This window comes from Polaribacter sp. SA4-12 (assembly GCF_002163675.1).
Classification (GTDB): Bacteria; Bacteroidota; Bacteroidia; order Flavobacteriales; family Flavobacteriaceae; genus Polaribacter.
This window is the reverse complement of sequence record NZ_CP019334.1, coordinates 646,817-663,685: the sequence shown is the minus strand read 5'-3', so window position 1 is coordinate 663,685 and position 16,869 is coordinate 646,817. Positions and strand designations below refer to the sequence as shown.

Sequence of the window (16,869 nt, the reverse complement as noted above, 5' to 3'; positions counted from 1 at the left end):
TAAATCACTTGGAAGAACGTATTTCTATAAAAGTTGATTTAATCTAATGGATTTCCCCATTTAAACTCTTCAAACAAAGCAATCCAATCTGTTGGAAAAGGAGCTTTTAAAGTCAGTTCTTCAGAAGTAAAAGGATGTTTAAATTCTAACTTCCCAGCATGTAAAAACATATTTTTCCAACCAAATTTTTCATCAAACATCATATCGTGATTTTTATCACCATATTTAGCATCACCAATTAAAGGGTGACTAATTTTATTAGAATGGACACGTAATTGGTGCATTCTTCCTGTTTTAGGCGATAATTCAACCAGACTATAACGAGAAGAATCATAAGGCTTTACAGGAATTTCTAGTAAAACTTGTTCTAATGTTTTTAAGTGTGTTAAAGCTTCTTTGTGCACATTTGCATCTCTTCCTTTTACAGGAGAGTCAATTACTTTTGTTTCGGGAGAAAACCCACGAACAACGCCATAATATGTTTTCTGAATTTCATCAGCAGTAAACAAATCTTGAAATTTAGAAACGTGTTCAGTTTCTTTAGCGAGTAATATGATTCCAGATGTTTTTCTATCTAACCGATGAATAGGATACACTTTTAAGCCTGTTTCTTCAATTATTAATTGTAATAATGAAGTTTCATCTGCAACATTTCTAGAATGTTTTGCATGATGTACTAACATATTATTTGGTTTATGAACACACAGAATGTATTCGTCTTCAAAAATAACTTCTAAACTCATTTTTTATCAGAAAATTTTAAATACTGAATTAATAAAATTGCTATAACTCCACAAACAAAAAAACCAATAAATAGCGGTAAAGCTGTTTTGTCTAAAAAACTACCAATATATGTTGCGATTGGTACAGCCATAATTGTAGAAACAAAACCGTTAATTGCTGCTCCAATACCTGCAATATGACCAATTGGTTCCATTGCTAATGCTCTTGTATTCCCGAATAAAAACCCTAAAGCGAAAAATTCTAAAACGAAGAATCCTATTAGAATTGTACTGCTTGGATTTGGTTCTCCATAATATAAAATTATATATACAATCGGAATTATGGTGAACATTACAGTAAAGATAGAAACGAGTTTAAACATTCCTAATTTCATTACAAATGTTCCGTTTAAAAAGGTTGCCAAACCAATACCAATTGCTAAACCTGCAAAAATATATGGAAACTCTTCAACCAAATTGTATTGTACTTGAAAGATTTGCTGACTAGCACTTAAGTACACCATAAAAGAACCAGTTATAAAACCAGAAAATATGGTAAAAACAACAGCGTATTTATGTTTAGCGAATTCTTTTATTCCGTCTATAAAGAGTGAAGATGTAATTTTTTTTCTATCTGCTTTTTTTAATGTTTCTGGTTGGCGTTTCCAAACCCAAATCATTACGAAAAACCCAAATATAAGTTGACTGTAAAAAATGAATCTCCATCCATATAAATTAAGCATTACTTTACCAATAGCAGGAGCAACAACAGGGACAAGAAGAAAAATTACAACAACGAAGGACATTACTTTAGCCATGTGATTTCCGCTAAAACGGTCTCTAACCATTGCAATACTTATGGTTCTGGGAGCAGACAAACCAACTCCTTGTAAGATTCGTCCAATAACCATCATTTCTATACTTGTTGAAAAAACACAAACCAAACTAGCAAGAGCAAAAACAATAAAACCAACATAAATTATTGGTTTTCTTCCAAAACTATCAGATAATGGACCAGAAATTAATTGTCCAAAACCTAAACCTAGAAAAATCATAGTTATAAGCAGTTGGTTGTCTTTAGGATCTGTAATTCCGACTGATAAACCAATATCTTTTAATGCAGGTAATAGCGCATCTATAGATAATGCCACTAAAGACATTAACGACGCCATTACGATGATAAATTCTGTTTCAGATTTTTTTCTAATTTGCATTTGGCAAAAGTAGTTTTTATTGATTTGGTTTTAGGTTTTATAACGCATAAAAAAAGGCTACAAAATTTGCAACCTTTTATGTTATTTTGATATTGTATTGTTTATTCTCTACCGATCTGGTTGATAGCAATATCATTTCCTGTTCCCTTAGGGTTTTCGCCCCATTTATTGGGTTTATTTTCACCATCCATACATGCAAATATTAATAAAATAAATCCACCAATATAGGGTACGAAGTTAATTAAGTAGAACCATCCGCTTTTACCTACGTCATGTAAACGTCTTACTGATAATGCTAAAAAAGGTAAAAATGTTGCCAGTATATAAATACCTAAAATAATGAAAACAGAATAACCTGGATCTTCACTAGAGGCAAAAAGTGCTGATGCAAAAGCTAAGATGAAAATTATGATAACATGGAATAGGGTAAACATCCAATATTCTTGACGTCTAGCTCTTCCAGAAAAATCTGCGTACTGTTTTAATACTTTTAAATACCAATTCATTTTTTTTAAAGTTTATTATTGTAGAAGTAAATGTAAGGTATTCTTTAAAAAAGACCTCTCGATTTTAATTCTAAATACTTGTTAATTGTATCTCCTGTTAAGTTTTCTGGTTTGGTTAAAACAGACTGAATTCCGTATTTTTTTAACTCTTTTACAATACTTTTCTTTTCGTACATAAATTTTTCAGCAATAATACTGTCATAAACACCTAAAACATCTTCTTTTTTGGAAGTTATCAATGTGTCTAGTTCTGTATTTTCGAAAAATACAATTAGCACTAAATGGTTTTTAGCCAACGCTCTCAAATAAGGGAGTTGTCTTTTTAAACCATCCATAGTTTCGAAGTTTGTGTATAAAATTAATAAACTTCTATGTGTTATTTTTCTTTTAACAACTGCGTATAAAGTACTGAAATCAGATTCTGAAAAATCTGTTTTTATATTATGCAATGCTTCAGAAATTAAACTCATTTGAGAGTTTCTTTTTTCTGCAACTACCCAGTCTTCCAACTTTGTTGAAAAAGATAGCATTCCTGCTTTGTCTTGTTTTCTTAGGATCACATTGCTAATTGCTAGCGTTGCATTGATTGCATAATCTAATAAGCTTAAATTATTGAAGTGCATTTGCATCGCGCGTCCTTTATCGATAATTGAATAAACGGGTTGCGATTTTTCTTCTACATATTGATTGATCATTAACTGATTTCTCTTTGCAGTAGCTTTCCAATTTAGAGAACGAATATCATCTCCAGAAACATATTCTTTAATTTGTTCAAACTCTAAAGAGTGACCAATTCTTCTCACCTTTTTTGTTCCGTAAGAAATAGCGTCATTGTTAAATGCTCTAAAATCGAATTCTCTTAATTTTAAAAATGAAGGATAACATTTAAGTTCTTTTTGTTTTCCTAAAACGTACTTTTTAGTTGCTAGTTGTAGTGGTGAGCTTGAAAATACATTGATGTTCCCAAATAAATAAACACCTCTTTCTGTAGGAGTTAAGTCGTAATGAATTGTTTTTTCTTCCTTGTTGGATAAAATCAACTTAAAAATGAAGTCTCTTTTTTGAAATTGATATGGAATCTCTTCAATAATAGAAAGATGTGCAGGAAATCCGTATAGATTCTTTAATTGCATGGAGATTTTATTCACATCTCCATTTGACAACCTTTCTGGTAAATGACGATTTATGGTTATTGCATCTTTAGTATTGTATAAAATAAAAATATCAACCAAAACTAAAACAGCTAAAATGAAAAGCAACACTTTAGAAACCTCAAAAAAGAAGGGAATAAAGAAACCAACGACAAAAAGGAGTGCGATTCCTCCTAAAAAGTAGAAAAACCGGTTGTTTAAGAATAAAGTGTTGTATAAATGTTTCAAAAAATGTGTAATTGTTTATTTGTTTAATCGTGTAATTGTACTCGTTTCTTTTTGTCATTGCGAGGTACGAAGCAATCTCTACTTTACTAGAACTAGACAATGAACAGATTGCTTCGTTCCTCGCAATGATCTGTGTTAAAAAACTATTATTTATTGTTAAAATTTCTTTTATTTCAGAAAATATAAGTTTTGATGATTTTCATTGTAAATTTGTTTGTTAGTCGCAATAGAAAAAATTTGCTTTATTAATTTATTAGCTATTGCAATTTTAATTACTCTCTCGGGTTTTCCTTTTTCTTTAAGTCGTTCATACATTTCGATACAATTTTTATTTACTCTTTTTGCAGACCAACTACATAAATACAAAAGTTTTCTAATTTGAGGTTTGCCCATTTTACAAATATGTCCTTTACCTTTTACACTTGTTCCTGATTGATATAGCCTTGGACTAAATCCTACAAAAGCTGTCAGTTGTTTATAGTTATCAAATTTTGTGAAATTATCTGTAATAACACTCATCATAATAGCCGTTTTTAGCCCGATTCCTGGTATCGTTTTTATTCTTTCAACCGTGTCTTTATAAGCTAATCTTCCTATTTGCTCTATCTTTTTTTCAAACTTATCAATACGTCTTATTAATAATATTAGTACTTGTTTTAATTCTTTTCTAAGATCCGAACTCAACAAACCTGTTGCTTCAAAGGATTCTAATTGTCTTTTTGTTTGATGTTTTTGTTTTTTTAGTAATTCTAAAGCTGTGTAAAGTTGTTTAATTTCTATACTAGGTTTACTCTCTGGACACCATCTTTTTAACTCATATTGAGCACCATATTCGGCAATTGTCTTTGCGTCTTTTTTATCTGTTTTTGCTCTATATAATCTTGTTTGACTATATCTTCTAATTATCAAAGGATTTAATACACATACATTAAAACTAGATGCATGTAAAAAAGTTGCTAACTGAACATAATAAGGACCACTAGCCTCCATTACAATCCAGTCTGATGCACTAATCAATTTAATAAATTGCTCAAAACCTGTATTTTGATTCTTAAAAATTTTGTGAATCCATTTATCTTTTTCTAAATAAGAAACATCAAAGGTTTGCTTACTAATATCAATTCCTATAATTTTACTCATATCAAATGTTTTTATAGAAAAATTACTACATTTACTTATCAATCCTAAATACAGACTTGATGGTCTAATGATCTGTTCAAGTTTATGTAGTAAGGGGTAAAGTGATTAGCATTGCGAACGGTCTTTAATGACAAATGACGGACTATAATCTTTTCCTTTACCCTTACTTTTCTTGTTAAATATTAAATCTAATTTAAGCTTTTTAAAAACAGATCCTTATTTTTACAAACATAGGATGACGTGAATGTTTATCTAGGAATTTCCACAGCTTCAATAATCTGTACTATTATCTGTTTACTAGTTAAACCTTCCATTTCTCTTTCTGGTGTTACGATAACTCTGTGTTCTAAAACAGGAATTGTAGCTCTTTTAATATCTTCTGGAGTTACAAAATCGCGTCCTTCAATAGCTGCAAAAGCTTTAGAAGCGCCTAAAATAGCAATACTTGCTCTTGGTGAAGCGCCTAAATATAAAAACGAGTTAGAACGTGTGTTTACTACAATGTTTGCAATGTATTTTAGTAAATTTCCTTCAATTTTAATCTGATTGACTAAATTTCTAAATTCAACAATTTTCTCACCAGTAATAACCGTTTCTATTTTACTTGCTTTTGTTGTGTTTTCTAAGGCTTGTTCTTTTAAAAGGATTTCTAATTCCTCATCAGCGTTTGGGTATGCTACGTTTATTTTGAATAAAAAACGATCTAATTGTGCTTCTGGTAATCTATAGGTTCCTTCTTGTTCAATAGGGTTTTGGGTTGCTAAAACTACAAAAGGCTCATCCATTTTAAAGGTTTGTCCGTCAATTGTAATTTGTTTTTCTTCCATAACCTCAAACAAAGCAGCTTGTGTTTTTGCAGGTGCTCTATTAATTTCATCAATTAAAATCATGCTTGAAAAAATAGGACCTTTTTTAAACTCAAAATCAGAGGTTTTTACATTAAAAACAGAAGTTCCTAAAATATCTGAAGGCATTAAATCTGGTGTAAACTGAATTCTGCTAAAACCAACATCAATTGTTCTTGCTAGTAATTTAGCAGTAATTGTTTTTGCTACTCCAGGTACACCTTCAATTAAAACATGACCATCTGCAAGGAGGGAAACGATTAACAAATCCATCATATCTTTTTGACCAACAATGACTTTTTTTAATTCCTTTTTTATCTTGAAAACACTCTCTTGTAATTCAGATAAATCAATTCTATTTTCGAATTCTAAATTCTCTTGTACTTCCTCGTTATTTGGTGTTTCCATATCTTAGTTATTTAAGAAATTTTCTATCATTTTATGTAATACAACTAATTCTTCCTCAGAGCATTCTGACCTTTTATTTAAAGTAATGATTGTATTAACTAAATATTTTGTTCTTTGTAATTCGTTTCCAGATTTAGCGGCTAATTTTTCTATAAAATCAGCATTTAAATTAGAGGTGTCTAATAAAAATTTAGCACGTACTTTTTCTAAGAAATAAGTGATTTTTTTATCAACCAAATTCTTATGATCTTGTTCTTTTAAATACAAGTTTGCAATGGTTTGTGTAAATGCTACTGTTGAGTTTTTAAAAGGCTCAATAATAGGAATCGGACGTTGTTTTCTTCGGGCGTTAAAAAGCATAAACAATAATAAACCAATAAGTGAGACCAATAAAAACCACGTTAATGTTTGATGTTCTAGAAAAAACTTAAAAACATTATTATCATCTTCTTTTGCATCTGAATATTTACTCGATTTTATGTGTGGATCCCAAATGATATCGTTATTTGGTAAATAGGATAATACATTTGCGGCATATTCTTCAGTACCATTTAATAAATAGTAATTGGTAAACGCAATTGGTTGTGTATGTAGGTAGAAAGCACCTTTACCATGATGTATTTTAATGAAATTGGGGACTTTCTCTCCATCAATTTCCATGGTTCCTAAAACGCTAGTACTATTCTCATTGTATTCTAAAAAGTAGTTTCTACGGATGTTTCTATCAAATGAAAATTCCCTTTTAGAAAATTGTTTATTATTCAATTCGAAAGTTCCTTTTAATTTCTTTAGACCTCTAATAGAATTTACCTTTTTATCTAAATTATTGGTGGTGAATTTTAAAGAAGACTGTAAAGTATCTTTAAAATGATTAAAAGCTAAAAAAACGTTATTCCCTTGAGATACAAAGTCTAAAAGCTCTGAAACACCATTATTAGTATGCTTATAACCACTATGTTTTATACAAATGTAGTTTTGAAGCTCTGTGCTATCAATAACTGAATTGAATAGTAAATGATCGTAAATATTTTGTTTTAATAAAGTAACATGATTGTCTTTAAAAAGCTCTTTTGCTTCATTATAAATAATATAAGTACCAAACGGAGTTTTCTTTTTCTCTTTAAAATTCTCTCCCCAATCTGTTTTATTACAGCCGATTAAAGCGAATAAAAGTAGGAGCGGAGCGTATTTTTTTAAATATTGGAGTGTCATCATTTTAAAGAAGATTTAAAAGATGAATACTTGTTTTCTGCCAATTTATAGTTGGTTTCATCGATTGGGAAATCTCCATACCAAACATAAGAATACACATAAGATAAATACGAAAAATCGGTTCTTGTAGTGCTGTTCTCAATTTCAAAAAGGTATTCCGAATTGGTTTTATCTTTATGATAATCAATGAGTTTCTTATTCGATAATATTTTTAAAGCTGATAAATAATGGTAGCGAATTGCTAATCTATATTCTTTATTATGAATTGCATCTTGTAGCAATCCATCAATATCTGTTTCATGAATGTCTTCATCTTCATAAATTAATTGTTCTGCAACTTTCTTTTTCGTCTTTTTAAAGTTCCAAAAGTTCGTTTCTGTACCTAAGAACGTTTTCAGAATAATAAAGATGATAAGTCCACCTAATAAGAAAGGAAAGACTTTGCTTATAAAGAATAGGAACCCTTTAGCAAATGCAAGACCTACAGCAGAATCTTTTTCTTCTTTTTCCTCTTCTATTTTTTCTTCTGTATAAATAAACTCTTTATCGTTGTATTTTTCTTTTAAATCGTCCTCAAAAGCTCTTTTATCAGCATATTCAATAGATTTTTCATGATGGATAGTATCTATCGCTATTACTTTCTTTTGTTCTGGCTCTTTTTCAACAGCAGTAGTTTCATCTATCATAAACTGCCCAAAGCCAATATTCGCATAGAAAAACAACAAGAGGAATAGTGTTTTTTTCATTAACGTAAATTGTATTTATTAGCCACCTTAAAAGGTAAAACCAAGTAATAATAACTAATAGAAACCAAGCTAAACCCAATAATAGCAAAACAAATAATTGTTGGCATTGCGTTAGAATATCGAGTAACATATCCTTCTAAAAAAGCTGCTGCTAAAGTAAAAGGAATGGTACTTATAAAGATATAGAACGCAGATTTCATACCACGTTTAAAAGATTCGAAACGTTTAAAAGCACCTGGAAATAAGATGCTTGCGCCAATAATATAACCTGCTGCAGCTTCTATAATCATACCAAAAATCTCATACGTTCCATGAATCCAAATTCCTTTTATACTATCAAAAAAACTGTTATTTTGATAAAAGAAAGCCTGAAAAACCGCGACCATAATTGCGTTATGAACCACGTAAAAACCAGTTCCGATTCCTATAAACAATCCCGAAAGAAACATGTTTAATCCAACACGTTGGTTGTTATCATAAATACCGATAAAAGTTCCCCAATTGCTACCGCCTTTATAAATTGCCATTGCATCACCGCTTTCTATGTTTTCGAGAGTTTGATTTATATAATTGTCTCCTAAAATCTGTCTCGCAAAAGAATCATCATTAAAAGTGGATAACAATCCGATTAAAAAGAACGCGAAAAAGAGAATAAACGATACATAAATATATTTTCTGTATTGGTAGCAGAGTAGTGGCACTTTATCAAAAAAGAAATATAAAAAGACATTTTTACTTCGTCTTTTAGAATGGTAAACCTTGTCGAAGCTTGACTTAGCGAGCTTATTTAAATAGAGCGTAACCTTACTTTTTGGGTAATAGGTTTGTGCATATACCAAATCATTCATGATCTTTATATGTAGGTTGGCTATGTCGTCAGGACTTTTTTTCTCTTTATTTGAAATTACTTGTTCAAATTCAAGCCATTTTTCTTTATTTTGCTTTATAAAAGCGACTTCTCTCATTCAGAGCGAATTTAACCATTGCATGAAAAGACTCCAAATAAAAACAGCACAAAATGTAAACATCAATTTCACCCTTGCAAATGTGGGGCAAAGACTATTGGCGTTTGGTATAGACAACATTTTAAAGTTTGCATATATCTATTTTGCAATGAAATTTTTAGACTTTAAAATGTTTGATACTGCTGTAGGAGGAGATTCTTGGTCTTTACGAGCTATAGATGTTATGGTTTTTTTACCTGTAACGTTCTATTCTTTGTACACAGAACTATTATTAGGCGGACAAACAGTAGGTAAAAAACTATTGCATTTAAAAGTAATAAATACGGAAGGTTTTAAACCTTCTACAACAGATTTTGTAATTCGTTGGTTTTTAAGAATCGTAGATTTTAACCTATTTATGCTATTGTTTATCTATGTTTCTTCTTTAGGTTTAGGAGATGAGTTAGGTTTGTTAGTCACCTTAGGCTTATTCGGAAAAATGGTTGGTTTCTTTTTAATCCTTTTTACAAAGGATAATCAACGTTTTGGAGATCTAATAGCCAATACTGTAGTTATTTACTTAAAAGATGATGTAAAGTTCTCAGAAACCATTCTAGAGAACATTTCTAATAAATATGTACCTACGTATCCAAATGTGATTAAATTGTCTGATAATGATGCTCGTATTATTAAAAACACGTTTCAATCTGCAATGAAATTAAACGATTACAAAACATTGATTAAGCTACGTTCTAAAATACAAGAAGTAACTCAAATTAAATCGGTTCATAAAAGCGATAAAGAGTTTATAGACATTGTGTTAAAAGATTACAATTTCTATACACAGAACATGTAATTTATTTTAAAACCTAACATAAATCATATTTTTGGTGTTTTTATATTTTTAAATTTATAGGGTAATCTTATAAATCGACAAGTATGAAAATATATGATGATAAACACATAAAAAATGTGGTGTTTGTAGGTGCCCATAATAGTGGTAAAACCACTTTAGCAGAAACCATGCTGTATGAGGCAGAAATTATTAAAAGAAGAGGAAACATAGAGAGTAAAAACACGGTTTCTGATTATCATGATATAGAGCATGAAAGGCTATCTTCTGTTTTTGCAACCCCTTTACATACAGAATGGCGAAATTATAAGATTAATATTATTGATACCCCAGGTTTAGACGATTTTATAGGAGAAATTATTTCATCTATAAGAGTTTCAGATACTATAACAACAGTTATCAATGCCAAATATGGCGTAGAAATTGGTACAGAAATTATCTGGAATTATATTGATAAATACCACAAACCAACACTTTTTGTGGTAAATCAAATAGATCACGAACAAGCCAACTTCGAAAACAGTTTTAATAGTATAAAAGAACTCGTTGGTAACAACGCTATAAAAATTCAATATCCTTTAATTGTTGATGGAAGCCAATGTATCATTGATGTTTTAAAGATGAAAATGTACAAATTTGGTGAAGCGGGAGGAAAGCCTGAAAAATTGCCAATCCCAAATGAACAAATTGAATTAGCCAACAAGCTCCATAATGAACTCGTAGAAAAAGCAGCAGAAAACGACGAGGAATTAATGGAGCTTTTTTTTGATAAAGGTACTTTGAATGAAGATGAAATGCGAAAAGGAATCAAAGCAGGAATGTTAAATCACGATGTTTTTCCTGTTTTCTGTGTTTCTGCTTTAAATGATATGGGTACAGGTCGTTTAATGGGCTTTATAGATAATGTGGCTCCTGCAGCAGCAGATTTAAAACCAGAACAAAGTGTAGAAGGCAATGAAATAAAACGAAACAAAGATGCAGATCCTGTTTTGTTTGTTTTTAAATCGATCTATCAACCAAATTTAGGGCAAATTACGTTCTTTAAAGTAAAATCTGGAGAAGTTCGTGTAAATGATAAACTGATCAATAGTAGAAACGGAGAAACAGAAACGATCAATCAATTGTACATAATGGATGGTAAAAATAAAGAAGCTGTTAATAAATTGTCTACAGGTGATATTGGCGCAACTACCAAACTAAAATTTACAGAAACGAATGATACTTTATCCACGAAAGAAGAAGGTTTCACGATAAAACCAATTCAGTATCCAGATGCAAGAATTACCAAAGTTATTTTTGCGGAAAATGTAAAGGAAGAAGAAAAACTAAGTGAGTCTTTAAAACGTTTGCAAAGTCAAGATCCAACAATTATTGTAAGCTATTCTAACGAAACAAAAGAAACTTTATTAAGTTGTCAGGGAGAATTGCATTTAGCAACCATTACTTGGACTTTGGATAACATTTATGGTATAAAAGTAGGGTTTAAAAGACCTAAAATTCATTATAGAGAAACCATTCAGCGTTCTGCTACAGCAAATTACAGACATAAAAAACAATCTGGTGGTTCTGGGCAATTTGCACAAGTACATCTAAAAATTGAACCTTGGTTTGAAGATATGCCAGAACCCGAAGGCTTTAATATAAGAGGTAAAGAGGTCGTAGAATTACCTTGGGGAGGAAAACTCGTATTCTACAACTGTATTGTTGGTGGCGCAATAGACACTCGTTATTTACCATCTGTAATGAAAGGAATTTTAGAAGTGATGGAAGCAGGGCCTTTAACAAACTCTTTTGCAAGAGATATTAGAGTGATGGTGTATGATGGAAAAATGCATGCTGTAGATTCTAATGATATTTCTTTTAAAATAGCAGCTGCACACGCATTTAAAGAAGCCTTTTTAAACGCAAATCCTAGATTATTAGAACCTACAAAAGAAATTTCTGTAAAAGTACCAGAACAAATGGTGGGTGCAGTAATGACAGAATTACAATCTAGAAGATCTATAATTTTAGGAATCGAAACACAAGGTAATTATCAGGTTTTAAAATGCATCACACCTGCTGCAGAATTGTTTGGTTTTTCTACTGTATTACGTTCTATAACACAAGGTAAAGCAACTTTTAGCGCAGTGTTTTCATCGTATCAAACAGTTCCTGTAAATGTGCAAGCAGCCTTAGTATCACAAGAAGTTTAATTTAAATAATTTATAATATGCAAACCAAAGTATCACGTTTAAGCGATCTAAAGTTTAATTTAGAAACTTGGAGAAGAGAATTGCGTTTTCATTTTGATGAAATGGATACGTTTGAAGAAAAACTAGAAGAAATTGCTGCCAGAGAATACAACAAAAGCGCATCAATTCTTTTAGAACAATTTCAAAACAGGATTTTAATTGAGAAAGATGTTATTTCTAAATTAAAGCACCGTTGTAAAAATAAAATAACGCTTTTAAACAGTGCTAATTCTTATGATGAGTTAGATAAAAAATATCATACTGAAGATAAACCTTTAATGGAAGATATGAGAACTTATATTAAAATGCATTATGAGTTAAAAGAAGAAATGATGACCTATTTTTTAAACTGGCTAGAATAATTTTATTTGTATTGATATTTATATAAATAAACGTTCATTTTTACACATAAAACTGGTAATTGTGAATACCTTAAAAACTAGATTTTATTGTATTTATTACGATTCTCTAAAATTTTTATTGTTATCATAATTTAGTGTAGTACTTTTTAATTTATCTCTAAGTATTTAAGAAGTCATTCATAGTATCTTTATTTTCTTATAAAATAATAGATTCAATTTATGAGTGCATTAGGCAGTATTACAGTAGAACAACCCCAATTAATAAACGCAATAGATACTATTTGGGTAGCTATTTGTGCAGCAATTATCTTCTTTATGGAAGGTGGTTTTGCACTGCTAGAAGCTGGTTTTGTGAGATCAAAAAATGCAATGAGTATTATTGCAAAAGTTTTTATAGACATTACTTTTGGAGGAATCGCTTTTTATATCGTTGGTTTCGGAATTGCGTATGGTAATTCTAATGGTTGGTTTGCTTTTGATACAGGCATCATGACCACAGATTTAGGTTTAGGATTAACCGTTTCTAATAAATTGTTCTGGTTTATACAATTAGGTTTTGCTATTGCAGCCATTTCAATTGTATCTGGAGCAGTCGCAGAACGTATGAAAATTTGGAGTTATGCCATTTATGTATTTATATTCTGTGCTATAATGTATCCTTTAGTTGCCAATTGGGTTTGGAACCCGAATGGATGGTTAGCTTTAAGAGGTTTTAATGATTTTGCAGGTTCTGCAGCTGTACATGCAATGGGTGGTTTTTCTGCTTTAGCAGCAGCCATTGTTTTAGGCCCAAGAATTGGTAAATACAAGAAAAATGGAGAAGTAAACGCAATACCAGGTCATAATTTACCTTTAGCTGCCGTTGGTGCTTTTATTTTATGGTTCGGTTGGTTTGGTTTTAATCCAGGTTCTACCTTAGGTGCTGTTGGTAATTGGGAATTGATTGGTACCGTTGCAACAAATACATTTTTAGCATCTGCTGCAGGTGGAATTTCAACCATGTTTTATACGTACTTTAGATACGGACAAATAGATATTACCATGACTATAAATGGTGTTTTAGCAGGTTTAGTTGCTATTACAGCAGGTTGTAATGTGGTTGGACCAAATGCTGCCATTGTAATTGGTTTAATTGCGGGTGTTTTGGTTGATGTTGCTGTTTTATATATTGATAAATTAAAAATTGACGATCCAGTAGGAGCAATTGCTGTACATGGTGTTAATGGATTATTTGGTGCTTTAGCTGTTGGTTTATTTGCAACAGATGGAGGTTTATTTTTTGGAGGTGGAGCTGCAATGTTAGGTACACAAGCATTGGGTGTTTTTGTAATAGGAAGTTTTTCTTTTATTCTTACTTTTATAATTATGAAAATAATGCAGAAAACTTTTGGAATCAGAATTTCGAAACAAGAGGAATCAGCAGGTATAGATGCAGTTTCATTTGGTGTAGAAGCATATTCTACTTTTGAGTAATTTTTAACCAACTAAATTTAAAGACATGAAAAAAATAGAAGCAATTATAAGACCCTCAAAATTAAAAGATGTTCAATTAGGGTTAAGAGATGCAGGCATTCCTTGTAACACAGTAATTCCTGTAAAAGGTGCTGGTTTGCAAAAAACATATACAGAACGTTATCGTGGTACAGAACAATCTATGATCATGAAAACACGAATTATGATTATTTGTGTTGTGAGTGATGATAACTTAGAAACTTGTTTAGACGTTATTCTTGATAACGCTTCAGAAGGTTTGGTAGGTGATGGAAAAATATTTGTCTACCATGTAGAAGATGCTATTCGTATTCGTACAAGAACTCGTGGAATCGAAGCTATTAAATAATAAAACTGATTAAGAGTAAGATCGTATTTATATACGCTCTTAAAAATTCTATTTAACATAATATAAATTATAATACAAATAAATACCTTTAGGTTTATATCGATAGATATTATGTTAAAAGAAATTACAGCTTAATTAAGTTCTAGATTTATTTGATAGCTATAATTCTCTATTATGTAAAATATCCAAGAAAGTCTAGAACACACAATAAACATTGTTATTGGGGTATTCTAAAATTCGTCAACAAGTGTTAATTACAATTATGTAGAATCTCATATTTGGTATTATTCAATAACATTTTTTAAATACGCTATCCTAATAAACATTAGAACTATAATAATTTGTAGCTATAATTCGCCATTATGTTAAATTGCCTTTTGCAAAAAAGGCTTGATTGCTTTTTAAAAATAATTATGCTACGCAGTAATTTTTTTAAACACAATTTACCAACGCTTACCAACTCACAAAAGCTAATTTTTATAATTCTTCAAAATTTGTAATATCAATTAAAATTGTGCTGTAATTTTTTTCCAATAACATTTTCGTTAACTTTCCACAAGAGCATAAATTTTATGAAATCGAGTTTTTACGAGATTCACGAACTCCTTTAAAATCTTAAGAATTAATTAAAAAAGTGAGTAAATATAAAATTCTATGCACTTGTTCTATTTGGAACTATTATAGAAGTTTCTTTTGGTTAGTACTTTTAATATTATGTTAAATAGATAATTTAGGATTTAGCTATTTTAAAAATTTATCCACTGGATTAATTCTTTAAAATAATATGTTAAATAGATATTATAATCCTTACTATTAATCATTTATTACTTTCTTTTTTTCCTTGATGAAAAAAGAAACAAAAAAATAAAGACTTACATATAATTTGGAAACAATTACGGTTCGTTTCTCTATATTTTAGGATAGATTCTAACTAATAATATTGTTTTTAGAAGTGTTTTATAATTGGAAAACTTAATTATACGTATTGCAAAAACCCTAAAATATTACGTTCCTCTCTCCTATTGTTTTGCCAAAATTCTATGAGGTCGATAAATATAGAAACATGTATTACTTGTTTGGGGTTGTTTTTTTAACGAGAAGCATTATTTTATTCTTAATATTGCTAGAAGAGGGTTCTTAAAAAATAAACGATTAAAACAACAACAAATGTTAAAAAAAACGTATTCAAGAGTTGTATTTCTTACGATAATGATTAGTGCATTTATTTTGACACAATGTAAAGTTAAAGAACAAACCATTTCTAAACATTGGGAGTATAACAACAATCGCATAGCGGTGAGTTATGACGGTAATAGTGAGGCAGATAATGCCTACAAATGGCCTACAGGAGACCCAGATGATTGGGGCGCTGCGGCTGCTTCCTTAGCAATTGTTGCTAAATTACAATTACAACACAAATTGGTACATTGTTCTTACAATAACTTTATTGATGCTCCTGCGGGTCCTGATGCCGAAAATCAGCTTAAAATAAGTTGCGATGGCGCTATTGAAAGATGGGGATTTGATGGAAGTACATTTTTTGATGTCACCACACAACCTGAAGCTTCTAAACTTAATTTAGCTTCAGAAATGGGTAAATCTACTGCTGCGGATCCTTTATATTTTATACACGCAGGCCTTTCAGAATTTTTATATAAAGTGGTAGAAGAAGTTATAAAACAGGGTAACATTGAAGCATTGAACCACGTGTATCTTTTATCTCATAGTGGGTTTAATGAAGGTGAGAAAAGACGCGATTATCATAGAACTTGGAATGATGTTAAAGAATTATGTGGCAATCGTATTAAATATAAGAAAATTAAAGATCAAAATAATAAAACCGTTCCAACCGATTTATGGCATTCACAAAAAGACTTTACGGTTTGGTATTGGATGCGCAATCATAAAGACCCCGATGTAAAATGGTTGTATTCTCGTCTAGAAGCGCATAGTGGTGGCGTTGCAGATATTTCTGATTGTGGGTTATTCTATTATCTTTTAACCGGAGATGATAATGGGAGTCCTTCTAAATTCGAAAAATTCATTGGAGAGGGTATTATGAATTAGTTTGTCGGGTTGATGATTCGTTATTAATTGATGAGATTGCTTTGATTATTCCTTTTTTGCAAAAACAAAATATAAATATCATTACGAGGACGTTAGTACTTGGTAATCTGTTTATTGAGTAGTTTTAATTTATGAGATTACTTCAATCGTTCTTCTTTAAATGTTTTGTTTCTTGTTCTTTTCCATTGATGAAAAGAAACAAAAATATAGACTTCCTATAATTTCATTGAATTTTATAAGAAACTTCACCATCGTGTCCAGACTTTTTATTTGGTTCCCCAATCTAGTTGAGGACAAGCTTTAGACACTTGCCGTTTCATTCCTTTTGAATTCTTACTGAAATTATAGTATGTCGGGTTGGTGATTTTTGTTAATATTATGTTTCTTGCTTTAATGG

The 16,869-nt window shown here is 30.5% G+C and carries 15 protein-coding genes; 6 read left to right on the top strand and 9 right to left on the bottom strand.

All coding sequences use genetic code 11. The annotated features are described in order from the left end of the window. Positions 1-38: 38 nt before the first annotated feature. The 9 genes from BTO07_RS03000 to BTO07_RS02960 form a co-directional block, all read right to left on the bottom strand. On the bottom strand, positions 39-743 hold the full coding sequence (locus BTO07_RS03000; protein WP_087519820.1) for a pseudouridine synthase: 705 nt from the start codon (positions 741-743) through the stop codon (positions 39-41). Next, positions 740-1,936, bottom strand: a complete 1,197-nt coding sequence (locus tag BTO07_RS02995; protein ID WP_087519819.1) for a multidrug effflux MFS transporter — start codon at positions 1,934-1,936, stop codon at positions 740-742. The genes BTO07_RS03000 and BTO07_RS02995 overlap by 4 nt, the downstream gene beginning before the upstream one ends. A 101-nt stretch (positions 1,937-2,037) precedes the next feature. Beyond that, positions 2,038-2,442 carry a DUF805 domain-containing protein gene (locus BTO07_RS02990; RefSeq protein ID WP_087519818.1) on the bottom strand — a complete coding sequence of 135 codons (405 nt, stop codon included), beginning with the start codon at positions 2,440-2,442 and terminating at the stop codon, positions 2,038-2,040. Between the two features lie 44 nt (positions 2,443-2,486). Continuing rightward, on the bottom strand, positions 2,487-3,821 hold the full coding sequence (locus BTO07_RS02985) for a DUF58 domain-containing protein (RefSeq protein ID WP_087519817.1): 1,335 nt from the start codon (positions 3,819-3,821) through the stop codon (positions 2,487-2,489). 168 nt (positions 3,822-3,989) lie between these two features. Next, positions 3,990-4,961 (bottom strand): IS110 family transposase, encoded by a 972-nt coding sequence (locus tag BTO07_RS02980; RefSeq protein ID WP_087519519.1) that lies wholly within the window; start codon positions 4,959-4,961, stop codon positions 3,990-3,992. 248 nt (positions 4,962-5,209) lie between these two features. Continuing rightward, positions 5,210-6,214: an AAA family ATPase gene (locus BTO07_RS02975; protein WP_087519816.1), complete on the bottom strand. Its 1,005-nt coding sequence runs from the start codon at positions 6,212-6,214 to the stop codon at positions 5,210-5,212. Positions 6,215-6,217: 3 nt separating this feature from the next. Further along, the gene (locus BTO07_RS02970; protein WP_232457078.1) at positions 6,218-7,429 is read right to left on the bottom strand and encodes a DUF4350 domain-containing protein; all 1,212 of its coding nucleotides are present in this window, start codon (positions 7,427-7,429) and stop codon (positions 6,218-6,220) included. Then, positions 7,426-8,172 (bottom strand): DUF4129 domain-containing protein, encoded by a 747-nt coding sequence (locus tag BTO07_RS02965; protein WP_157663269.1) that lies wholly within the window; start codon positions 8,170-8,172, stop codon positions 7,426-7,428. Before BTO07_RS02965 ends, BTO07_RS02970 begins: the two co-directional genes overlap by 4 nt. Beyond that, positions 8,172-9,137, bottom strand: a complete 966-nt coding sequence (locus tag BTO07_RS02960) for a stage II sporulation protein M (protein ID WP_087519813.1) — start codon at positions 9,135-9,137, stop codon at positions 8,172-8,174. The genes BTO07_RS02965 and BTO07_RS02960 overlap by 1 nt, the downstream gene beginning before the upstream one ends. Before the next feature lie 22 nt (positions 9,138-9,159). Here BTO07_RS02960 and BTO07_RS02955 point away from each other — a divergent pair, with 22 nt between their 5' ends. The 6 genes from BTO07_RS02955 to BTO07_RS02930 all read left to right on the top strand — a co-directional run bounded on the left by BTO07_RS02955 (position 9,160) and on the right by BTO07_RS02930 (position 16,472). Beyond that, positions 9,160-9,972 carry an RDD family protein gene (locus tag BTO07_RS02955; protein WP_087519812.1) on the top strand — a complete coding sequence of 271 codons (813 nt, stop codon included), beginning with the start codon at positions 9,160-9,162 and terminating at the stop codon, positions 9,970-9,972. 83 nt (positions 9,973-10,055) lie between these two features. Beyond that, a complete protein-coding gene (locus BTO07_RS02950) occupies positions 10,056-12,164 on the top strand; it encodes an elongation factor G (protein WP_087519811.1) in 2,109 nt (702 codons plus the stop codon). A 17-nt stretch (positions 12,165-12,181) separates the two neighbouring features. Further along, positions 12,182-12,565, top strand: a complete 384-nt coding sequence (locus BTO07_RS02945) for a hypothetical protein (RefSeq protein WP_087519810.1) — start codon at positions 12,182-12,184, stop codon at positions 12,563-12,565. Between the two features lie 219 nt (positions 12,566-12,784). Continuing rightward, positions 12,785-14,038: an ammonium transporter gene (locus tag BTO07_RS02940; RefSeq protein ID WP_087519809.1), complete on the top strand. Its 1,254-nt coding sequence runs from the start codon at positions 12,785-12,787 to the stop codon at positions 14,036-14,038. A 25-nt stretch (positions 14,039-14,063) separates the two neighbouring features. After that, positions 14,064-14,405 carry a P-II family nitrogen regulator gene (locus BTO07_RS02935; protein ID WP_087519808.1) on the top strand — a complete coding sequence of 114 codons (342 nt, stop codon included), beginning with the start codon at positions 14,064-14,066 and terminating at the stop codon, positions 14,403-14,405. Positions 14,406-15,572: 1,167 nt separating this feature from the next. Further along, positions 15,573-16,472 carry a hypothetical protein gene (locus BTO07_RS02930; RefSeq protein ID WP_157663268.1) on the top strand — a complete coding sequence of 300 codons (900 nt, stop codon included), beginning with the start codon at positions 15,573-15,575 and terminating at the stop codon, positions 16,470-16,472. The last annotated feature ends 397 nt before the right edge of the window (positions 16,473-16,869 follow it).